The organism is Arcicella sp. GW458-12-2-14-TSB2 (assembly GCF_059423785.1).
On the sequence record NZ_JBWKYN010000006.1, the window covers coordinates 22,935 to 46,366 of the forward strand.

General features: G+C 35.3%; 13 protein-coding genes and 1 tRNA gene. 7 read left to right on the forward strand and 7 right to left on the reverse strand.

What is annotated here, in order from left to right; all coding sequences use genetic code 11:
• Positions 1–56: 56 nt before the first annotated feature.
• The 3 genes from AC07XN_RS01530 to rpsA all read right to left on the reverse strand — a co-directional run bounded on the left by AC07XN_RS01530 (position 57) and on the right by rpsA (position 4,080).
• The gene (locus tag AC07XN_RS01530) at positions 57–1,262 is read right to left on the reverse strand and encodes a cytochrome c3 family protein (protein ID WP_309914951.1); all 1,206 of its coding nucleotides are present in this window, start codon (positions 1,260–1,262) and stop codon (positions 57–59) included.
• Between the two features lie 708 nt (positions 1,263–1,970).
• A tRNA-Cys gene (locus AC07XN_RS01535) sits at positions 1,971–2,041 on the reverse strand.
• Between the two features lie 221 nt (positions 2,042–2,262).
• Positions 2,263–4,080 carry a 30S ribosomal protein S1 gene (gene rpsA / locus AC07XN_RS01540; protein WP_309914950.1) on the reverse strand — a complete coding sequence of 606 codons (1,818 nt, stop codon included), beginning with the start codon at positions 4,078–4,080 and terminating at the stop codon, positions 2,263–2,265.
• Between the two features lie 327 nt (positions 4,081–4,407).
• Between rpsA and AC07XN_RS01545 the strand changes: the two genes are divergently transcribed.
• Positions 4,408–9,804 carry a T9SS type A sorting domain-containing protein gene (locus AC07XN_RS01545; protein WP_494741792.1) on the forward strand — a complete coding sequence of 1,799 codons (5,397 nt, stop codon included), beginning with the start codon at positions 4,408–4,410 and terminating at the stop codon, positions 9,802–9,804.
• 55 nt (positions 9,805–9,859) lie between these two features.
• On the opposite strand, the gene AC07XN_RS01550 is transcribed toward AC07XN_RS01545, so the two are convergent.
• Together AC07XN_RS01550 and AC07XN_RS01555 are read right to left on the reverse strand one after the other, a co-directional pair.
• Entirely contained in the window at positions 9,860–10,732 is an 873-nt protein-coding gene (locus tag AC07XN_RS01550; RefSeq protein ID WP_309914944.1) for an inositol oxygenase family protein, read from the reverse strand.
• 122 nt (positions 10,733–10,854) lie between these two features.
• Positions 10,855–12,477 (reverse strand): sodium/sugar symporter, encoded by a 1,623-nt coding sequence (locus AC07XN_RS01555; protein WP_494741793.1) that lies wholly within the window; start codon positions 12,475–12,477, stop codon positions 10,855–10,857.
• A gap of 170 nt (positions 12,478–12,647) precedes the next feature.
• Between AC07XN_RS01555 and AC07XN_RS01560 the strand changes: the two genes are divergently transcribed.
• The 3 genes from AC07XN_RS01560 to AC07XN_RS01570 all read left to right on the forward strand — a co-directional run bounded on the left by AC07XN_RS01560 (position 12,648) and on the right by AC07XN_RS01570 (position 17,990).
• On the forward strand, positions 12,648–13,622 hold the full coding sequence (locus AC07XN_RS01560; RefSeq protein ID WP_494741794.1) for a hypothetical protein: 975 nt from the start codon (positions 12,648–12,650) through the stop codon (positions 13,620–13,622).
• A gap of 518 nt (positions 13,623–14,140) precedes the next feature.
• Positions 14,141–15,124: a ribonucleoside-diphosphate reductase small subunit gene (locus AC07XN_RS01565; protein ID WP_494741795.1), complete on the forward strand. Its 984-nt coding sequence runs from the start codon at positions 14,141–14,143 to the stop codon at positions 15,122–15,124.
• A 238-nt stretch (positions 15,125–15,362) separates the two neighbouring features.
• Positions 15,363–17,990 carry a valine--tRNA ligase gene (locus AC07XN_RS01570; protein WP_494741796.1) on the forward strand — a complete coding sequence of 876 codons (2,628 nt, stop codon included), beginning with the start codon at positions 15,363–15,365 and terminating at the stop codon, positions 17,988–17,990.
• A gap of 367 nt (positions 17,991–18,357) precedes the next feature.
• On the opposite strand, the gene AC07XN_RS01575 is transcribed toward AC07XN_RS01570, so the two are convergent.
• Together AC07XN_RS01575 and AC07XN_RS01580 are read right to left on the reverse strand one after the other, a co-directional pair.
• Positions 18,358–19,371, reverse strand: a complete 1,014-nt coding sequence (locus tag AC07XN_RS01575; RefSeq protein WP_494741797.1) for an SMP-30/gluconolactonase/LRE family protein — start codon at positions 19,369–19,371, stop codon at positions 18,358–18,360.
• A gap of 83 nt (positions 19,372–19,454) precedes the next feature.
• Complete coding sequence (locus AC07XN_RS01580; protein ID WP_494741798.1) at positions 19,455–20,531, reverse strand: mechanosensitive ion channel family protein; 1,077 nt, start codon at positions 20,529–20,531, stop codon at positions 19,455–19,457.
• A 168-nt stretch (positions 20,532–20,699) separates the two neighbouring features.
• On the opposite strand from AC07XN_RS01580, the gene AC07XN_RS01585 reads away from it, so the two are divergent.
• From AC07XN_RS01585 to lptC, 3 genes are read left to right on the forward strand one after another with little or no spacing between them, the layout of a single operon-like run.
• The gene (locus tag AC07XN_RS01585; RefSeq protein WP_494741799.1) at positions 20,700–21,428 is read left to right on the forward strand and encodes a type III pantothenate kinase; all 729 of its coding nucleotides are present in this window, start codon (positions 20,700–20,702) and stop codon (positions 21,426–21,428) included.
• 13 nt (positions 21,429–21,441) lie between these two features.
• Entirely contained in the window at positions 21,442–22,782 is a 1,341-nt protein-coding gene (gene bamG / locus AC07XN_RS01590; protein WP_309914924.1) for a BamG family beta-barrel-assembly machinery protein, read from the forward strand.
• 13 nt (positions 22,783–22,795) lie between these two features.
• A complete protein-coding gene (lptC, locus tag AC07XN_RS01595) occupies positions 22,796–23,404 on the forward strand; it encodes an LPS export ABC transporter periplasmic protein LptC (protein ID WP_494741800.1) in 609 nt (202 codons plus the stop codon).
• The last annotated feature ends 28 nt before the right edge of the window (positions 23,405–23,432 follow it).

Genomic DNA, 23,432 nt, shown 5'->3' on the forward strand with positions numbered 1-23,432 from the left:
ATAACGAAATATCTTGATTATAAACTTAAAATGTCAGTAATGAAAAATCATTATGATTAATAATGACATTTAGAACACTCTAAACCTCCGATGTTCTGAACTTTCAAAGGCTCTTTGTTAGTTTTGTTATGTAATTCTACTAGCTTGTCGTAGTAAGCGTTGTCTTTCGTATTTACTTCTGTCTTTCTGTGACAGTCGATACACCAACCCATTGTCAATGATGAACGTTGTTCTACCACTTCCATTTTGTTGATTTCACCATGACAGCTCTTACATTCTAAACCACCAACGTTTGTGTGTTGAGAGTGGTTGAAGTATGCTAAATCTGGCAAATTGTGAACTCTAACCCATTGGATAGGCTCGTCGTTTTCTAAAGAACGATAGATTTTCTGAATTTCAGGAGATTCACGTTTGATAGTATTGTGGCAGTTCATACAAATGTTTGCAGAAGGAATGTTTGCGCCTTTTCCTTTATAAACACCTGTGTGACAGTAATTACAGTTGATTTCGTATTGACCAGCATGCAATTTGTGAGAGAATTGAATAGGTTGTTCTGGAGCATATCCTTGGTGGATACCTACGCCATAAGCAGTATCGATAGTTGCTTTACCAATCAAAAGAGTAATCAATAATGCAGCTCCTGTTTTGAATGCACTGTTACCTGCCAACTTTTTTCCGTTTTCAGCAATTTTCTGGAAAAAAGGTGCATTTTTAGCAGTATCAGATTCAGGATCAATTGTTGCTAATTTTGTAAGAGAAGAAACTACTGATAATAATGCTACTAAAACAAGAATCATTACACCTAACAATGCGATAAGGATGTATTCCATCATACCACCATTTGAAGAACCTTCCGCCGCTGGTGCGCCTGCTACTGGAGCTGCACCTGCTACTGGAGCAGCTGGAGCCGCTTGAGCATCAATGTAAGCAATAACACTTTTGATTTGAGCTTCAGAATAGTTTGGATAAGGAGTCATCTGAGCTTGATTGAACTTCTTATAAAGTTCGTTAGCATATTTATCGCCAGAAGCAATAACTGCCTGAGGGTTGTGTACCCATTTTACAATCCAGTCCAGAGGTCTTCTATCGCTAATTCCTTTCAAGCCCGGACCTACTAAGGTCTCATCGCTTGTATTGTGACAAGCAGCACAGTTGTTTTTGAAAATTTGTTCACCCTCGGCTACGTCTTGTGCGTTAACATTCACAGTTGCGGCGAAGAAGCCTAAAACTGCCGTTAGTGCAACAATTTTCAAGCGTTTCATGGTTATCATAATCGTTTTATAACAGAACATTTATATAAAAGTACAAGATTTAATTCAATTTCTTCAATTATCTAAACTCGACTACTCCTCTAGAAATAAGAGGAACAAAATTATTTTTTTCAGCAAAATTACTATTTAGACACTTTTGCGGGTCACAAAAGTACAATTGGATTATTTATGAACCAATTAATTTAATGTGCATTTTTTGCAAATTTCGTATCGCTAATACCAATTTAGAATCTTTCTAATCAAGGTATCATTTTCCCTCTTTTTCTTGATTGAAATTTACTTTGATTCGTTTGTACAATATCAAGACCGCTCTACGCTATAAATTAACCGCTCATAAAGGTACTAAAGAATTAAATTTTTGCAGTATGAAAACAATATTTAGATTGATTTTACATAACATAATATCAAGTAAATTTCCAATTATTAAAAATAAAAGACTGAACATTTGTTAAGTTTCCAGCAGAGGGAAAAAGATGTTAAGCGGGAGTAAAGTTATTAAATAATTTATTTAGTAGGAAGGCACTCTTTAAGATTTCTAACATAACGCCAATAGTCTCCTAAAACAGCTTAAACAATGTCAATCTGTTTATTAACAGTTATTAATATTGTTTAGAACGAAAGAGTCATAAACCAAAAAAGTCTTTCAACAGTTGTTGAAAGACTTTTTTGGTTTTCCCGGAGTTATCAGATGTAACTCTGAGGTCTCGAGCGGATTCGAACCGCTGTGGAAGCTTTTGCAGAGCTCTGCCTAGCCACTCGGCCACAAGACCATTTGATTGGAGTGCAAAATTAACAGAAAAATATTTAAAACAAAAGAGTATGTCATATTTATTCTTCAATCTTTTTATAAATAGGTGAGAATATGCTTAATTTCCTCAATAAAATCATGTTATATCAACAAGAAATTACTTGATATATTTCAAATAAAAAGCGTTCTGAAAATCCTAAGACTTCCAGAACGCTTTTTAAATTTATACTATCAAGAAATTGATTATTCAGCTGTATTAGCTTTTTTATCTAATTTCTTTTTTGCCTCTTCACGAGCTGAATCTTCCATTTGAGCTTTCAATGCTGAAAGAGCATCTAAATCACCTAGCGTAGATTTTTCAGTGTTATCAGCTAATTTCTGAACGTCTTTAGCTGTTTTCTTTTTCTCTTCTACTACCGCTTCTTCTTTCGCATCGTTGTAAACTCTTACGTGAGAAAGAACAATTTTACGGTCTTCTTTTTGGAATTCAATTACTTTGAAATCTAATTGCTCACCTACTTCAGCGATTGAACCATCTTCTTTAGTCAACTGCTTCAATGGAGCGAATCCTTCGATTCCGTAAGGTAACTCTAAAGTAGCTCCTTTATCATTCTTCGCAACGATTGTAGATTTGTGTACTGAACCTACTGTGAAGATTGATTCGAAAGTATCCCAAGGGTTTTCTTCCAATTGTTTGTGTCCTAAAGCAAGACGACGGTTTTCAGCGTCTAATTCAAGCACGATAACATCTAGTTTTTCGCCAACTTTAACGAATTCAGATGGGTGTTTGATTTTCTTAGTCCAAGACAAGTCAGATACGTGAACTAAACCATCAATACCTTCTTCTAACTCAAGGAATAAACCGAAGTTTGTTAAGTTACGAACAGTTCCAGTATGTTTAGAACCAATAGCATAACGAGCTAACAAATCTTGTTTAGTCCAAGGATCTTCAGTCAATTGTTTGATACCTAATGACATTTTGCGTTCAGCACGGTCAAGTGTTAACACAACTGCTTCGATATTATCACCAACTTTCAAGAAATCTTGTGGGTTACGCAAGTGCTGAGACCAAGACATTTCCGAAACGTGGATTAAGCCTTCAACTCCTTGAGTAATTTCTAAGAATGCACCGTAATCAGCAACATTTACAACTTTACCTTTTACTTTAGAACCAACTTCAGTAGTTTCTGCTAAAGCATCCCAAGGGTGAGCTTGTAATTGTTTCATACCCAATGAAATACGTTTTTTGTTTTCATCGAAGTCCAAAACAACCACTTGGATTTTTTGGTCAAGTTTAAGCATTTCTTGTGGGTGGTTGATACGACCCCATGAAATGTCTGTAATGTGAAGTAAACCATCTACACCACCTAAGTCGATGAACACACCGAAGTTAGTCATGTTTTTGATTACACCTTCAAGTACTTGTCCTTTTTCAAGGTTAGTCAAGATAGACTGGCGTTGTTGCTCAAGGTCTTTCTCGATTAATACTTTATGAGATACAACTACGTTATCGTTAGCGTGGTTGATTTTAACCACTTTCACTTCCATTTTCTTTCCAACAAAGATGTCGAAGTCACGGATTGGTTTCACATCAATTTGTGAACCTGGTAAGAATGCTTCTACACCATAGATATCCACGATCAAACCACCTTTAGTACGACGTTTCACGAAACCATCGATAACGATGTCTTGTTCAAGAGCATCTTCAATGTTTTTCCATGCTGTCATTACTTTAGCTAGTTTACGAGAAAGAATCAATTGACCTGATTTGTCTTCTTGGTTTTCTACATAAACATCTACTACATCACCTACTTTCAAATCAGGCATATCTCTGAATTCAGAGGTTGGTACAAGACCATCTGATTTGAAACCAATATTCAAGATAATTTCACGGTCAGTAATCCCTACGACTGTTCCTTTTACTACTTGTTTCTCAGTAACTAAATTTAAAGTTTCCTCGATTAGAGCCTCCATTTGAGCTCTTTGCTCAGCAGAATAACCTCCACCGATACCTTTTGTGCCGACTAAATCCCAGTCGAAATCTGCTAATTGGTTAGCCATGTGTTTGATTAAAAGCCCTTTATACATCATCGCCACGGGCAAAATGCGAAGAAATTAAGTTAAATCCCCTAAAAGTGTTACTTTACGGGGGTGCAAAGATAGAAAAAAATTGTAATGATTTGATAATGAGGAGGAAAAATATTTTTTTATACTTTAAAGTAATCCAAAAACTCAAATTTTGATTTCAAAATAGGAAATTATCATAAGTAAAGTAGACATCTATTTTATTTTCTGATTTACAACTATTTAGTAATTCTATAATTTCATATCTTGAATTCTTTCAGTTTTCTTTGCAAAATATTTTTACATAAAATTATTACCTACTCCATGAAACATTTCTACCCATCACTGATTACCCTATTACTTTGTATCAATTACACCTTATTTAGCCAACAAGTGTCCTCTAATTCTCCTATTTGTCTAGGCAATACCCTAGAACTCAAAGCAAGTGGTGGAAAAACGTTTGTCTGGAAAGGTCCAAATGGTTTTACTTCAAATTTACAGAACCCAATTATCGAAAAAACTATATTAGAGAACGGTGGTAATTATAGTGTTACTATTGATGGCACTACAACATTATCTGTTGATGTGAAAGTTGGGAAAACCTATTTTAACAAACAAGTAATATACAACTTTGTTAGCGGGACCAGTCTTGTACTTGGCACACAGCCTTCTGGTGCTAGTGATGTGGCATTTAGGTATTCTTGGATTGGCCCTGATAATTTTACTTCTCAAGAAGCCTTTCCGACCATTAACGGATTCGACAAAAGAGCTCAAGGTACATACACTGCTACAATGACTGATGGTTTTGGATGTACCTCGGAAACATCGACTATAGTAACCTTCAAAACACCAGACTGTCCCTATTCAACGAGATTGTACATAGAATCAGGAAATAATAGTAGTTATTATAGTTATATCAATGACTATGATACTTACTCTATAAAAATTTGTAAAGAAACACCTACTAATTTAAGGGTTGATACCACGTACTTGGGGAAATGTAAAGTACAATGGTATAAAAACAACCAATTGTTAATTGGAGAGAGTGGTGTAAAATTACAAATCACAGAAGATGATATTTACTATGCACAAATCACCAATACGACATGTGAATATCATAGTCCTAAATTAGAGGTAGTTAGTAAAACATCTGCCAATGTCTCTATTTCTTCAAGTTCCAATGAAAAAACAATCTCTATTTGTAAAAATCAAGGAGAAGCTTACTTGAGTGCTTCTACAGAATATTTATCACCTAATATTTATACTTATCAATGGTTAAAAAATGATAAATTTATAGACGGTGCAACCAGCTCAGGTTATTTAGCAAAAGAAGAGGGAGAATATAAAGTTATTGGAAAAACGGGCTTGTGTGTAGGGGTTTCTTCTCCTATTAAAATTATCAGTACAGATAACATATCCGCTAAACTATCATTTTGGGCGAATTCTTATAGTGACTCCTATGGAGTTACGTCGGATATGTCTGAAATAAGAGAAATGAAAGTTTGCTCAATTACTCCTATAAATTTCAACTTAATTGCTCAGTCCACTGGAAATCAAGAAATATATTTAAATGGAAAACTATATGGCTCTATAAGCGCCAATAGTAATGATAATGTGCGTATAGCTACCCAAAGTGGTACTTATAAATTAAAAGTAACACAAGGAAAATGTACTGCTGAAGACAGTCTAAAAATAACAATGGGTAAATCCTTCACTATCCCATTGTACCAAGTTGTTACACTTCCTTCTTATTATTATAGCCCAACAGTTAGTAATACTTATTATTACCCAGATTACAATTATTCAAGTTTTTTGTCAAATAATGGTTTCAAATGGTATAATGATGATAAATTGTACATACAACAATCAACGCTCACACCACTTATCTCTGGAAATTATCAGTTAAAATATACAGATAGCCAAACTGATTGTGTTGGAGAATCAAGAATTATTAAAATTGACAACCCTATCATAGCTCAAAAATTCACAATCAATAGTCCAAAAACGACAATTCTCTGTGAAGGTAGTTTACATACATTAACACCAAACATTTGCTATAACAATCAAATCGTTTGGAAAAAAGACGGAAAAAAAATACCTAACCTCCGTGGTGGTTGTGACATTACAGTGAATGAAGAAGGAAAGTACAGTTATGAATTCACTCAAGATTCTTACACTTATTATTCGGATACTATCGAAGTAAAAATTGAAAAACAGATTAATATCTCTATAAAAGATTCATGTTCTGCAAATAATACATTTACGTTAAACACAAATACCATTCTTGATGCAACATATCAGTGGTATCGAGATAAGCAACTAATAAAGGATGCTACATCCAATAGCCTCAATACAACTCAATATGGAAATTACTATTTACAGGTAATTAAAAATAATTGTGTTTATTCGTCTAAGGAATTTACACTAGGTATTTCCATTCCTGCTACACAAAATATTTGCAAGGGTGATTCTATTATTTTCTCAACTCAAGGGAACCTTAAAAATGTAGAATGGACTGGTCCAAATAATTTTAATGCTAAGATTCTAAATCCTAAAATACCAAAGTCGACAACAGCAATGTCTGGTCTTTATACGTTAAAAGGAGAAACCAGTAGTGGTTGTAATATTTCTACACAAAGTAGTGTGATAGTAAATGAGTTACCCACAATGAATCTACCAAAAACAATAATTGCTTGTGAAGGTTCAGACTTTGAGTTTCCTCGCCCAATATCAATTTTAACTGATAGTACCGAAACAGCCGATTATTTTACCATTACTTTTATAAATGGCACACAATCAAGTATGATATCAGGCACTTCAACTTCTATGCCTCAATTTAAAAACATTTCTTCCAAAAATGCGGGGACTTATAAAGTTGAAGGCTTTGCAGATAAGGGTGGATGTTCTGTAACAAGCACTACACAATTATCGGTAGTAAATTCCGCAGAATGCAGAAGTATTTCATTAGGTAATCTTAATCCAAGTTATTTAACAACTGGTGTATGTATAAATAGTGAAATTGAGATTCCATTTAACACAACAGGAGTTTTCCCTATTGGAACAAAATTTAAAGTAATTACTGTTGAAAATTATGTATTGGGTGAAGGTACTACAAGTCCAATCAAAATCAAAGTGCCACAGTCTTTTAGTAATTTTGAAATTAGGATTATTACAGAAGATAAGACCGTAAGTTCTATTTCATCCAGAATTAAACTAAAAATGAGCTTACCTGATGATAGTTATGTAAGCAGCACGCTATATTCTGGAGATTATAACACTCAGGATATTATTGCATGTGATAGTGCCCATATTTACATTTTCAATCATGTTTACTATTCTCAAAAATTCAAAAACTATCAATGGTTTAAAGACAAAATAAGAATAGAGAACTCTAATAAACCCGACTTACAAGCTAATCAAAGTGGGAGTTATACACTAAAATATGAAACATCCCTTGGGTGTACTTGGGAAACAAAACCAATTAAAGTAACGCTTGGACAATTACCCAAACCAATAATAAGTGGGAATAATCAATTTTTATGTGGACAAGAAACAATTGATATTAATGCCTATTTCTCTGATGGGAATATTATATGGAAAAGAGATGGAATATTACTTGCAAGTAAAAACAGTAGTACACTTACAACAAATCAAGAAGGGAAATATGTAGCCACCATTCAAAAAAACCAATGTTTAGCCATTTCGGATACCTTTGAAATTACAAAAAGTCCTATTAAAGATAAGTTAAAGGCAAAAGTTTCATATAGTTACTGGACGGTTGGATGCTCTAAATTCAAAGCTGATTTATACGCCTCAACAGATTATTCAAGTAAAAAACTAAAGTATCAATGGTTCAAAAATGGTATTGAAATTCCGAATGTAAATGACTCCTTTTTTAGTACAACTGAAAGCGGGAAATACTCGGTCAAAATAAGTAATGGTATATGTGAAGGTTTTTCAGAAGAAGTTATTATCAATAATCCTGTTATACAAAAAGCAAGCTATGCAAAATCGTATTATGGTGATATAGAAACAGATTACTGTGAAGGGTCAACTATAAGATTAAATATTAACAATTTTTTACCGACCTCAATATCAAATGAATTTACCAGTGACTCTTCTCAAACTAATTTCCCCCTTATTAAAAATACAATCTATTGGTATCGAGACGGTAAGCAAATCAACGAGATAGAATATCCATCAAAATCAGGTAGTGTCTATACGGAAAAGGGTGATGATTATATTTCTTTTTATTCTGAAAATGGTAAACGTATTAACTATGCTAATTTCTCAAGCAAAACCTCAGGAAAATATTATACAGTTATCAAAGCTCTTTACGAAAATGGAGAAGAATGTCAATCATCAACCGACACTGTTTACATTAAGTTTAGTAAGCGAGTACAACTAGTAAATGACTATGCTTATGATAAAAATTTGAAATATATACCTATTGTAAGTTGTCAAGATTCTGTAACGATTCTGGGGAATTCAACCTCAACTTCTATAAATAGTTATGATGGAGCTATGAACAGCCAAAGAGCCATTGGGTATACTTGGAAAAAAGATGGACAAATATTTAAGCCATCGAATAATCAAGAAACTACACAATCTATTACCACTAACCAAGAAGGTACTTATGTATTAGAAACCCAATACAAAGGTGGCTGTGTTTCTCTTTCACAACCTTATAAAGTCTCCTTAGGGAAACTGGTAGTGTCGATGGATAGGCAAACTTCTTATGACAATAACATTTGTGAGGGTAACAAAATCACTTTCTATGGCATGGCTTCAACTAGTGTTATTGACACGAATAAAATAGTGTACAAATGGCTCAAAGATGGCGTTAGTCTTAGCAATTTATCCTACATAACTACAAGTAAAGCTGGATCATACCAATTAAAAGTGAGTCAGGGCAAATGTGAAGGAATTTCTGAAACTGTCAAAGTGAATTTCGTTAAAATCCCAACCAGTATTACCCCAAAAGATTCTATTACTTTCTGCGATAACACTACCGTTAATCTGATTGCTAGTAACGAAAGTGACTTAAAATATCAATGGGAATTAAATAATGTCGGAATCAAAGACGCTAATACATCCACCTTAAAAACTAATAGCTCAGGGATTTACAGGGCTCTGCTCAGAAAAGGTGAATGTTGGGATTATTCAGAGAAAGTAAAAACAATTTCCCTACCTACTATTTTACCTAAAGCAACGCTATCGGGTAATCAAAACATTGATTATGACAAGGAAGCTAAAATAGCTGTCAATTTCAACTCTTATGCTCCGTGGACTTTTAAATTATCGGATGGACAAGCATTTACGGCTACTACCTCGCCTTTTGAAATCACCGTAAAACCGCAATTTACTACTACTTATACCATTAGCGAAGTGAAAAATCTTTGTGGAATTGGTACAACAGAAGGCTCTGCTAAAATAGAAGTGCTTGTTTTGGCTAACGATATTGAGAAAAATATCAATGTAGAGGTGTATCCTATTCCTACTGCCGAAATTTGTAACTGGAAAGTAAATACTGATAAACCAGAAAAAGTATATCTAACCCTTTATGATATAAGCGGTCAGATATTATTAGAACAAGTTTCTGATAAAAATACTCAAAGCCATTCTGGAGCAATTGACTTTTCTAAAATTAATACTGGTACTTATTTCTTAAAAATTGATGTTGGTAACAAAAACATTACTCGAAAAATCATTAAGTATTAATCTTATCCTTAACAATACAAAAGCCATCCAGAAATCTGGATGGCTTTTGTATTAATTAAAACTTCAAGTTAGCTGGTAAATATTTTTTTACTAACTCTTTGTAATATGGTTTCAAGGCTTCTGTATCTGGAGGTACAGGAAGTTTTGAATACAAATCATAAGGATTGAATTTCTTTACCCATTCAAACATTTCATGGTCATGTTCATCCATCAAATGCTCATAAGCGTTTTCACGGTGTTGTGAATAAAATGAGTGATAGCGAATCATGTACAAGGCTGGCTCTGGCAAATTATCTTTTACCATTTGGTATAGATATTCATCATGTCCCCACGACATATCGACATTTCTTAAACCGCAGTTTGGTGAATAAACACCATATTTAGTATTAAAACGTTCGTCGTGAGCATCTGGATTAGCCTCAAAATATTCTGAATAAACAATTTTGTCTGAATGTTTGCAACCAACTGGGAAAGTATCCCCTACTACTGCCCATTGTGGTTCACCAAATAGGCAAAGTACTTTACCCATATCGTGCAGTAAGCCCGTCAATACAAACCAATCTGGATGACCGTCTGCACGGATAGCCTCAGAGGTTTGTAATAAATGTTGCCATTGGTCTAATGAAGTATCAGGGTCAGAATCATCTACCAACGAGTTTAAGAAATCAAAGGCATCCCAAATAGGCATTTCTTTTTTATCGAATTTCAAGAACTCAGCCTGTTTTTGCTTGACAAAGTCATAAGTTTGGTACTTATGATTCAAACGATAGAACTCCCGAACGGTATCTCTCTCGGGGTTGTCGTAGTTACGATACTCTTCTTTTGTCTTTGTAAAGGTAGTATCTTCTTCGGGATAACGCTGTAAAACATCGTCTTCCCATACATCCAAGCTCGCTAAGGGAGCGATTTCTTTTTCTGAAAATTCCATGAGACCAAAACAGATTAAATTGTATAAATTAATGATATTGAATATTAGATAATTGTACTTAAAAATTGTATTATCAAAAGTATAAATTTTATTGCATACTTTTGATACAATAGGTTTTGATTTTACCAAAACACGGTATAAAGTGCTGCTAAAACGCCACAAATCAGCATTGAAATAACTACAAAAGAACTAGATACCTTAAACATACTCGTATCTACTTCAAACCCTTTTGTTTCCTTCTTCTTTCTGTCTTCTATCAACGAAATGGTTATCATCAAAATTACTAAAATCAGATATACCCATAATGTTCTATCTAGAAAAGGAATAGGGTCTGTATGCATCCAATCAGGTAATATTTTGAATAACAGCGAGAGCGGTAAAGTCAATACTGCGGCAATAATGGCTGCATTTGAAGTAGTCTTTTTCCAGAACAAGCCCAGCGAAAATAAAGCAAAAGCACCAGGGGTAATATAGTTTGAATATTCCTGAATAAACTGATATGCTTGTTCGAGGTGGCGAAGCTGTGGCGTAACAATCAAGGCTATCGCAAAGGAAACCCAAACGGCGTATCTACCTATTAAAACGGTTTGTCTTTCGGTCGCATTTTTATTTAGTATCTTTTTATAAATATCTAAACTAAAAATCGTAGCGATACTATTACACTTGCTAGCCAAAGATGCTACAATGGCAGCCGTAAGGGCTGCGAAAGCCAAGCCTTTTAAACCTTGTGGCAATAAGTTCATCAATGACGGGTAGGCATGGTCGGGCTTTACGACACCGTGTAAATCTACCATTTCCTGTTGTAAAGAACCATTATTGTATAATACGTAGGCTGCTATTCCCGGAATAACGCAAATTAATGGAATCAATAACTTTAAGAAAGCCGCAAAGATAATTCCACTTCTTGCCGTTTTTAAGTCTGCCCCCAAGGCTCTTTGAACAATGTATTGATTACATCCCCAATAATTAAGGTTGTTAATCCACATCCCTCCTATCAGAATAGACAATCCGGGTAATTCGTAATAATGCTTGTCACCTTTTGAAAAAATCATGTGAAAATGATCATCAGCTTTTGTTTTTAGCAAAGACAATCCATCAAAAACACCTTCTCCGCCAAACTTATCCGAGACCATATTGAGTGCTAAATACGTCGTGGCTAATCCTCCCAAAATCAATACTACTACTTGGATTACGTCTGTATAGCCAATCACCTTCATCCCTCCCAACGTAATGAGAATAGCAAAAATAGATAAAGCACCCATGCAGTATTCAAATCTTACTCCTGTAATGGTTTCTAAAGCCAATGAGCCTAAGTATAATATAGAAGTAAGGTTAATAAACACATACAGCAAAAGCCAAAACACTGCCATGATTGTCGCTACGGTATCATTATATCGTAAAGACAATAATTGAGGCATGGTGTAAATCTTATTCTTTAGATAGATTGGTATAAAAAACACTGCTACAATGATGAGCGTAGCGGCTGACATCCATTCATACGAAGAAATAGCCAAGCCAATAGCAAAGCCCGAACCCGACATACCGATAAAATGCTCTGCCGAAATATTAGAGGCAATCAATGATGCTCCGATAGCCCACCAAGTGAGCGACCCTTCGGCTAAGAAAAACCCTTGGGTAGTGGTGTTTTTAGTTTTGTCTCGTTGAAATACCCAATAGCCATACGAAGCAACAAGGATTAAATAAAGTAAAAATACGACGTAGTCGAGCTGTTGAAGGCTATTCATATTAAATGGATAAAATCTAATAAATTCTAAGATATATCTAAAAGTATATATTGTTATTTTTTACTCATTTTACTGAATATTTATATAAATCGGTTTGTATCCTGAATAGGATTCCCTCATAAATACTTTCTAATTGAATAAGTCGTTTACTAGCATATTAACATTGCTCCATGATGCTTTATAAAAACGCTTCCATATTTTTTCTAGCTTTTGTAGTTGGCTTATGCTCAAAAAGTGTTGCTCAAACGCCGTCTTTGAGTCAACTGTTTTACCCAAATATTACTTTACGCGCAGAGTTCATGCCTGAAACTTCTTTGTCTAACGGACAAAGGTTTGGGTTTAATAGAACAACAGCAGTAGGAGTTATGCCATTGAGTACAGAAATTCAGGCAGGAATTGGTTTTGGGAAAAAAGCAGATATTCAAGCAAAGCATTCTTTGTTAATTGCGAACCTTGCACAAATAAATACAACGATTGACGGCAAAGACCAGCCCGATGGTGGTTACAAAACTTTAGGGGTAACTTATGTACAATTGAAAGCTAGTTTACGTGAAAAACTGTGGGTATATGCTGTTGGTGGAGGTATCACACAAACGAATGAAACTTTCTTGAATCCGCAACCTTATTTTTATGGTGGTGCTGCCCGACTACGGATTTTGGGTTTACGAACTCAGATACTTTATGGAACTGCCATTATCTATAATCAAAAGTTTAGAATTATTCCTGTATTTGGTTTTACAAAAGCACTAGGCGATGACTGGAAGGTTTCGGGTATATTACCCTTCAGAGCCAGCCTTGGATATAAAGCAAAACCTTGGCTCCATCTGGATTTCAATAGCGTGTATGATGGCTACAGTGCTGGTTATCAAGAATATGCTGTTCCCGAAAAGATGATTCGTCGCCAAAACTATCAACAGGTTAGGTTTACATTATCGGCCAATGCCCATGTATTAAATGTTTTCAACGTTGGAGTGGAGGGCGGATTAACTGCTTTCCGAAAAGTAAAGACGTTTAATTCAGCCAACGAAAATTTAAGCACTTCTAGTTTGCCTGTAGCCCCTTATCTTGGCTTAAGTATAAGATATATTACCAGTAAATCTAAGGTTTCATCAAAATTTTTGAAAAGTACTGGCATAGATTTTTAATACTATTCTGTAACATTCTGATAGACAATACTATCAATTAATCCTAACAAATAAATACTTTATAGTATTTAAATTGCGATTTAAAGGGCTGAATAATATTTCTAAAAATTCAATAATATTTCTTAGTTATTGAGCTAAAACCTTTCTAAATTTGAAAAAGATAGCTCGGCACTCATATCGGCTTGAAGCTTCTAGTGAATTGTATTTTGTACCTGCCTAATAGCCCACTAAAATTTTATCTGATTAATTTTACACATTAAGCGTTCGTCTTGCAAAAAGGAGTGCTTATCAAAAACAGCAGATTTTTTTCCTGAAAATATAACTTCCTAACTACTTTTGATGTTGCGGTAAGTAGAGATTAGCAGAATTAAAGCTTAAAGCTTTGGGTTAATAAGTGTGAAAGACACTAAGTACCTGACGTCCAATAATTTTAAATATTACAATAGAAAAACAAAGATTTTTATATAAAAGAATTGTTCAGATACTGAATTGCTGAACAGAAAATTCCCTTAAAAACCATGACAAACATTACGCAAATAGAGCCCCTTTTAGTTGAAGATCCAAACCGCTTTGTGTTGTTTCCTATTAAGCAAAATGATATTTGGCAATTCTATAAAAAAGCGGAAGCTTCTTTTTGGACTGCCGAGGAAATAGACCTTCAACAAGATTTAGCAGACTGGGAACATCGTTTAAATGATGGAGAAAGACACTTCATATCACACGTATTGGCATTTTTTGCTGCTTCAGACGGTATCGTAAACGAAAATCTTGCAGTAAACTTCCTTTCTGAAGTACAATACGCAGAGGCTAAATGTTTCTATGGATTTCAGATTATGATGGAAAATATTCACTCTGAAACGTACTCATTGTTGATTGATACATATATTAAAAATCCTGCAGAGAAAGATAAAATGTTGCGTGCTGTCGATACAATTCCATGCGTTAAGAAAAAAGCAGACTGGGCATTGCGTTGGATTAACGATGGCAACTTTGCTGAGCGTTTAATTGCTTTTGCTGCGGTAGAAGGTATTTTCTTCTCGGGTTCTTTCTGTTCAATTTTCTGGTTGAAAAAACGCGGTTTAATGCCTGGCTTATCGTTCTCGAACGAATTGATTTCAAGAGACGAAGGTCTTCACTGCGACTTTGCTTGTTTACTTTATACCGAACATATCAAAAATCAATTAGAGCCAGATTCAGTATATAAAATCATCATGGATGCGGTTGCTATTGAAAAAGAATTTGTGACGGATGCTTTACCTGTTTCATTAATCGGAATGAACGCTGAATTGATGTGTCAATACATCGAATTCGTAGCCGACCGTTTATTATTGGCTTTGGGCTTACAAAAACAATATAATGCAACCAATCCATTTGACTTTATGGAGATGATTTCATTGCAAGGAAAAACTAACTTCTTTGAAAAACGAGTGGCAGAATACCAAAAATCAGGCGTCATGTCTGAGAAAGAATCAATGTCATTCTCTTTGGATGAGGACTTTTAGTCAATTATAGCTAGCATTAACGACAAAGCCCTCAGACATTCATTGTTTTGAGGGCTTTTTGTTTGTTACTCATGGCATGACTTAATAGTACTTTAGAAGAATATGACCAATTTCAGGAAGCTTGTCATTGATTCTCTTTAATATCTCCTTCCGTTCAATTGAGTCCTTTCCTTCAAAATCCGTATCTTTGCAACAAATTTCCGTCAGGGTAGAAAGGCTGACTCTCAATTCTTATAAAATGATTTCAAAAACATACGCTCCACAAGACATTGAAGCCAAATGGTACAAGTATTGGCTCGATAATAAATTCTTTGCTTCAAAACCAAATCCAGACAAAGAACCTTATTCTATTGTAATTCCACCGCCAAACGTAACAGGTGTACTCCACATGGGGCACATGCTGAACAATACTATTCAAGACGTATTGATTCGTAAGGCAAGAATGGAAGGCAAGGAAGCTTGTTGGGTGCCAGGTACAGACCATGCGTCTATCGCAACGGAGGCAAAAGTAGTGGCGATGTTGAAAGAAAGAGGTATCGAGAAAAAAGATTTAACGCGTGATGAATTCTTGGCTTATGCCATGGAATGGAAAGATAAGTACGGCGGAATTATTTTGGAACAATTGAAAAAGCTAGGTGCTTCTTGCGATTGGGATAGAACTCGTTTTACGATGGAGCCATCATTGTATCAAGCTGTAATTGATACTTTCGTGCGTCTGTATGAAAAAGGGAAAATTTACCGTGGCGTAAGAATGGTAAACTGGGATCCACAAGGGAAAACTGCGTTATCTGACGAAGAGGTAATTGACAAAGATATTCAAGCAAAATTATATTACATTACTTATAATGTTGTTGGAGAAGAAGGAAGCTTAACGATTGCAACTTCTCGCCCTGAAACTATCATGGCGGATTCGGCTGTTTGTATTAACCCGAACGACGAGCGCTATACTCATCTTCATGGCAAAACAGTAACGATTCCATTATTAGGTCGTGCTATTCCTGTCATTTTAGATGAATACGTAACAATGGATTTTGGAACGGGTTGTTTAAAAGTAACGCCTGCTCATGATTTAAATGACTACGAATTAGGCTTAAAACATAAATTACCAGTAATCGACATCTTGGATGATGCAGGTTTCTTGAATGAAAAAGCTGTATTATTTGTAGGTCAAGACCGTTTTGCAGCGCGTAGAAATATTGTTAAAGAGTTAGAAGAAGCGGGACATTTAGTAAAAGTAGAAGAATACAAATCTATCGTTAAAACTTCTGAGCGTACTGGAGCTGTTATTGAGCCTAAGTTGTCGCTACAGTGGTTTTTAGAGATGAAGGAGGTTTCTCAACCAGCGTTAGAAAATGTGATGAATGATAACATCAAATTGTATCCACCGAAATTCAAGAATATGTATTCGTCTTGGATGGAAAATGTGAGAGATTGGTGTATTTCAAGACAACTTTGGTGGGGGCAACAGATTCCTGCTTATTACTTGCAAGACGGCACTGTTATCGTGGCAAAAAGTAAGCGTGAAGCTTTGCGTAAAGCACAACACGAATTACAATTATTTGCTTTGACTGAAGAAGATTTGACACAAGACCCAGACGTTTTGGATACTTGGTTCTCATCTTGGTTATGGCCAATTTCTGTATTTGATGGCATCGAAAATCCTGACAACGAGGATATTAAATATTATTATCCAACCAACGATTTAGTAACAGCACCAGAAATTTTATTCTTCTGGGTAGCTCGTATGATTATTGCTGGATACGAATGGAGAGGCGAATTGCCTTTCAGAAATGTGTATTTAACAGGTATCGTTCGGGATAAATTAGGTCGTAAAATGTCTAAATCACTTGGTAATTCACCAGACCCATTAGACTTGATTGCTCAATACGGAGCTGATGGCGTTCGTACAGGGATGCTTTTTAGTTCTCCTGCTGGAAACGACTTGATGTTTGATGAAAAACTTGTAGAACAAGGGCGTAATTTCTGTAATAAAGTTTGGAACGCTTATCGTTTGGTAGAAGGTTGGAATGCAACAGATATTTCACAACCACAGGAAAATTCATTAGCCATTCAATGGCTTGAATCTCGTTTGAATCAGACGATTATTGATGTTCAAGAGCATTTTGTGAAATTCCGTATTTCTGATGCTCTTTTGTCAATTTATAATTTGATTTGGGATGATTTCTGTGGTAAATACCTTGAAATGATTAAGCCTCCTTACGAACAGCCTATTGATAAAGCGACGTTTGAAGCTACAATTACGCTCTTTGAAAAATTGATGTGTTTGGCTCATCCATATATGCCATTTATTACGGAGGAAATCTGGCAGGCGATTAGTCAACGTGGAGAAACTGAAAGTATTTGTAGAGCAGCTTATCCAATTGCGGGCGAAGTAAACGCCCAGCTTTTAGGTGATTTTGAGGTAATGTTTACCATTGTTACCAAAATCCGTGAAACGCGTAATGCTAAGCAACTTTCGCCTAAAACAGCGTTGCCATTATCTATCAAAACTGATGATAAATCACGTTATCAAACGTTAGAAGGTATTATTCAAAAGTTGGCAAATACCGAAACGATTGAATATGTAAGTGATAAGGTAGAGGGAGCTCTTTCGTTTGTCGTAAAAGCTGATGAGTTCTTTATTAATCTTGCTGGGGAAATAGACGTTGAGGCTGAATTAGCCAACGCACAAAAAGAATTGGAGTATAATTTAGGTTTCAAAAAATCAACCGAAGCTAAATTGGCAAACGAACGCTTTGTAGCCAATGCCAAACCAGAATTAGTAGAAAGAGAACGCCAAAAATTGGCTGATGCTGAATCGAAAATCAAGGCTTTGGAAGAAATGATTGCTAGTTTGAGTAAGTAATTCGCTGTGAGCAATGAGCTGTTAGCTTTGAAATTTATTTATTAAATAAAAAGACTCGGGATTTGTCCTGAGTCTTTTTGTTTTATTGGCATTGAATGATGTGTGAAAGCTTTATTTCACCCGCAGATTTACGGCGATTTAATACGCAGATTCACACAGATTTTTTTAAAAAGGCAAAAAAAGCTGACAACCGAAATCCGATGTCTGAAAGCTTGATTTTACCCGCTGATTTACGCTGATTTGATACGCAGATTCACACTGATTAAAAAAAAGCCAAAGTAAAAAGCCTATAACCGAAGCCCGATATCTGAAAGCTGACAGCTTAAAAAATCTCAAAGCTGACGGCTCATCGCTCACAGCTAAAGAGCTAAAACCCAACTCCTGTAGTCAAGGTCTTCACTCTACATAGATACATATCTGCTGTAATATAAAGTGTTGAGCCATCGTCTCCCCAAGCACAATTGGATGTAGGGATACCACCTCCCAGTTCTATTCTTCCCAACAGTTTTCCTGCTGGAGATATAATCAATACTCCCCCAGGGCCAGTAGCAAACAAATTACCTTTTTTGTCTATTTTCATGCCATCTGGCAGACCTGTTAATTGCTCATTTTTCACCATAGAGGTTGCATCAAAAAAGATGCTCCCTTTGCCCAAACTTCCATCTGCATTTACTGGATAAGCCATATAAATGGCACTGTCTTCATGTGACTGTGCAACATATAAAATCTTTTCGTCTGGCGAAAATGCTAAACCATTTGGTCTAATCAAATCATTAGCGACCAATGTTACTTCACCGTCTGTACCAATACGATAGACGCCAAATTCAAGTTCTCTACTTGGGTCTTTATCTTTTTTAGCCAATCCATAAGGGGGATCTGTAAAATAATAAGCTCCGCCTGAATGCTGTACTACATCGTTAGGACTATTAAACCTTTTCCCTTGATAATTATCAGCCAATGTTCTTTTACCACCTTTAGTTAGCGACATTGATGATACCCTGCGGTCACCGTGCTCACAGGCTACTAATTCTCCTTTTTTATTAATCGTCAATCCATTACTCCCAGGTTCGTCACTATATTCTCCTAAGCCTGTATAGCCCGAAGGCGATAAAAAAACTGTCGCTCCTTCTGATTCATCCCATTTAAAAATAGTATTGGCAGGAACATCTGAAAATAGTAAATACTTACCTTTTTTATTCCAGATAGGTCCTTCAGACCAAACATAGCCTGATGACAAAATTTCAATTCTTGAATCCACTGGAAGTAAACTTCCAAGTGTGGCATCAAACTGAGTGATTTTTCCTAGTGTTGGATAAACTTTTTGGGCATGAATTGTTGACATTGTAACAACGGTAAGCAATGTGGTTAATTTTTTTTTCATTAAAATAGTATATTATTTATAAACAGTTAGTTGTGCAAATATACAAAAAACACAATGCTATCTATAAAAAATATTATTCCAAATTATAGCCTGCCAACAGGATTAGCGAACTTTGCTCCGTTTCTTTCTACGATATCTACAATTTTATAATTAATTTCTTCGCGAGTAGTGTTTAAAATAACCACGTTATTACTATCAACATTGTAAGCCACCTGAATGTCTAATGAACCATCACCAATACCATCAAAACGAGTAACGCCAGGGTCTGGAGTATAGATATTTTTATGAGCCATTACTGTTTCCTGAATCTCAGATACAATTTTTTGAATGGTATCAGCAGAAGTATCTTGTTGAAGTCGGATTAATGATTTTGCTCTACGGAATTGGCGAGTACTCATGTTTTCTAACGCTTGTGCAGTAAGTAGGCGGTTAGGAATCGTAACGACACTACCATCTACCGTTTTTACACGTGTACTTCTAAAACCAATTTTTTCAACATCGCCTGATACTTTATCTATCTGAATATTGTCGCCAACCACAAAAGGCAAATCCATAAAAAGCATTAATGACGCAAACAAGTTTTCCAAGGTTTCTTTGGCTGCCAAGGCAATAGCTAACCCCCCAATACCAAGCCCTGTAACCAAAGCCACTACATCTATCTTGAAGACAATCCCGAGCATGGTAAAGAAGGTAGTAACAGATAACGTCACAATGGCCAAATCTTTGAAGAAAGGCACAAACTGGTCGTCTAGCTTAGTTTCTGTCAGTGCGGCACGTTCTTGAAAAATCAAGGCAATGAATTTTATCAATCTAATCAGAATCCAAGAAATAGAGAAAATCAGGATACATTGATAACATTTCAATACTACCATTCTCAGTCCAAATGTTTCTCTAGCAACCAAATTCCAAGAAGTAGGAAAGTGTAGGTATTGAAAAGCAATATAAACCATCAATAGAATGATAAAAAGCTCGACGGGCTTTCTGAGCATCTCAATACAAGTATGAAAAGATACTTTATCGTGCCTAATAAAACGATAAAGTATTTTACTTAACGATATGGACAACAAACGCTTTATTAATAGGCCAACAATTATAATTCCAATAAACCAGAGAATATCATTAACTTTATTTTCAAGAATTTCAGACTCTAAGAATTCCATAATATTTATTTTTTTTTCTGCAAAGATGGTAATCATCTTTTGGAGTGAACACAAGAATTTTAAAAACTCGTTCCCAAAATTGTAAAATTTGCTTTTATTTTAAACGATGTACTTTCACTTTTATGTGAAAAAATTATTCCTAAGGCAATTTTTTACCTTCTATTTTATATGAATTTAGCTATAGATTTAGGAAACACTTTTGCTAAAATTGGTCTTTTTGAACAAGGAAAACTGATAGAAACAAAAGGCTCTTTTACATATCAGGCATTATTGGAATATGTAACACACTTGAAGCCAAGCAATATTATTATTTCAACAGTTAGTTATTCAGAAGAGCAATTAAGGCAGGATTTTGATAATACTAAGGCTAAATTGTTATTTTTAAAAAATACCACGCCTGTTCCCATCACTAAATTGTATGATACGCCCGAAACCCTTGGAGCCGACCGCATTGCTGCGGCGATTGGTGCCAGAGTGGTTTTTCCTGAAAACAATGCCATGATTATCGACATGGGGACTTGTATTACTTACGATTTGGTTGATATTGAAGAAAACTTTCATGGCGGCATTATCTCCCCTGGCGTACGTATGCGTTTTACTGCTATGAATACTTTTACGAAACGTTTGCCGTTATTAGAACCAGCAGAAGCCCCTATTATTTTGGGGAAAAGTACAGCCCATGCCATGCAAAGTGGCGTAATGAACGGCATAACTGCTGAGATTAATGGATTTATTGAAGAATATAACAAGCTTTTAACAAAAATTAACGTCATTTTATGTGGCGGAGATGCTACATTCTTTGCAAACCGCATAAAATACCCGAACTTTGTAATTCCAGAGTTGGTGCTGATTGGACTTAACAGAATTTTAGAATATAATGTCGAACAAAATAAATAGTATTTCAAATTTTATGCGAGCAACAATCCCTTCAAGGGTTGTAAATAGAAAAAGTTACAATCAAGCATTTTCTGCTAAGTTCCTATTCAAGTCTTTCTCTCGTTTATTTTTGGCTGTTTCTTGCCTTTTGGCATTTCATTCAATACAAGCTCAACAAACAAATTCTCCATTTTCATTCTTAGGAATTGGTGAGGTTTACAATGGTGGAACAGCAGTAAGTTCAATGTCGGGTGGCTTAGGTGTTGCTAGTTCTAATGGTATTTATGTAAATACATTGAACCCAGCCATGTTAGCACGAAACCGCTATACTGTTTTTGAAATGGGTGTAAATACCGAATTCAAAGCGATGCAAGATGGCAAACAACGTTCTAATACCTATAACGGAACTTTAGGCCCTGTAATGTTATCTTTACCTGCCTCACCACGTTGGACATTAGCATTGGGTTTAACACCTTATTCTAACGTAGAGTATAAAACTGTTACTTCTAGAAAACTTAACGTAATTGGAACAGACAGCTCGACAACTACTTACAATGGTGATGGTGGTCTTAATAAAGCGATTGTTAGCAATGGTGTAAGGATTACTAAAAATATGTATGTGGGGCTTGAAACCTCTTATTTATTCGGTGTAATCAACCGAGATATTACTACACAAAATCTTACTGACGGACAAAATTATCAGGTAAAATATTTTAACCGTTCTAATTACTCAAGTGTCCACTTTAAATTAGGCTACCTGTGGAGACCAAAAATCAGCAAAGAGTATTTTTTGAATGTGGGAGCAACGGCTGAATTTGCCCAAAAGATTGGTTTAAAGAATCTTGGCGGATTCGATATTTATGATGCCACGGGCATTACCCTTATTAATGCTGATACCCTATCAAACCCGAATGCAAGTATAACACTTCCTGCCAATTATAAATTTGGTGTTAGCCTTGAAAAACCAGGAAAATTAGTGGTTTCATTAGATTACTCTACTACAAAATGGACTGGCTATAAAAACTTAAATGGCTCATCGGAAGGTCTTAGAGATGCTTATACTGTAGCAGTTGGTGCTGAGTATATTCCAAAGTTTGATGCTATTTCTGGTTATTTCAATCATGTAATGTATCGTGTAGGAGCTAACTATACGCAATCTCCTTATAGCTATAATGGTAATGAAGCGGCCAAAGACATGAGCTTTTCTGTAGGAGTATCGTTGCCTTTGCGTACTATTTCTTACGTAAACATTGCTTTTGTTAGAGGGAAAAGAGGAGTACTTTCGAGTAACGGCTTAGAAGAGCAATATAGCAAAGTAGTTGTTGGCTTCTCATTAGGTGACTTTTACTGGTTCCGTAAACCAAAAATTGATTAATTATTCTAATTGTATGAATCAATTAAAAATATACATGAAGCTATTTCCAGATTTGACAACTCAGACAAGGGTTGTCAAATCTGTTTTACGCCCATTTTTATTCGTCTTTATTGGTTTATTGAGTATTTGTCTAACAGCTTGCTATGAAGAGAAAAAAGAAATCGTCAAAAAGCTGTATAATGGCCCTCTGTCTGAAATATATGGTGTAAACATGGTTTATTCAGATTCTGCCAGATTAGTTGTTAGAATGTCAACAGAAAGTCAATTGACAATGCCGAATGAAGATAAGGTGTATCCTAATGAAGTAAGGGTTTTCTTTTTTGATAAACTGGGGAATAATAGTACTACTTTGAGGAGTGATTCAGCAAGGTATATTCGTATTAGGAATGTGTACCACATCATGGGAAGGGTACTAATCAACAACCAGATAAAACACGAGACCTTAGCTACCGACGAACTATACTGGAACCCAGATACCAAGAGGATTTATACAGATAAGCCCGTTGATGTAAAAACCCCTGAAAATATATTACATGGCATAGGAATGGATTCAAATCAGGATTTTACAGAATATACTATTAGAAAAGTAACTGGTACAGTTAAGGTGAATAGTTTGCCATAAACAAAAGAGGCGATGTATTGAACATCGC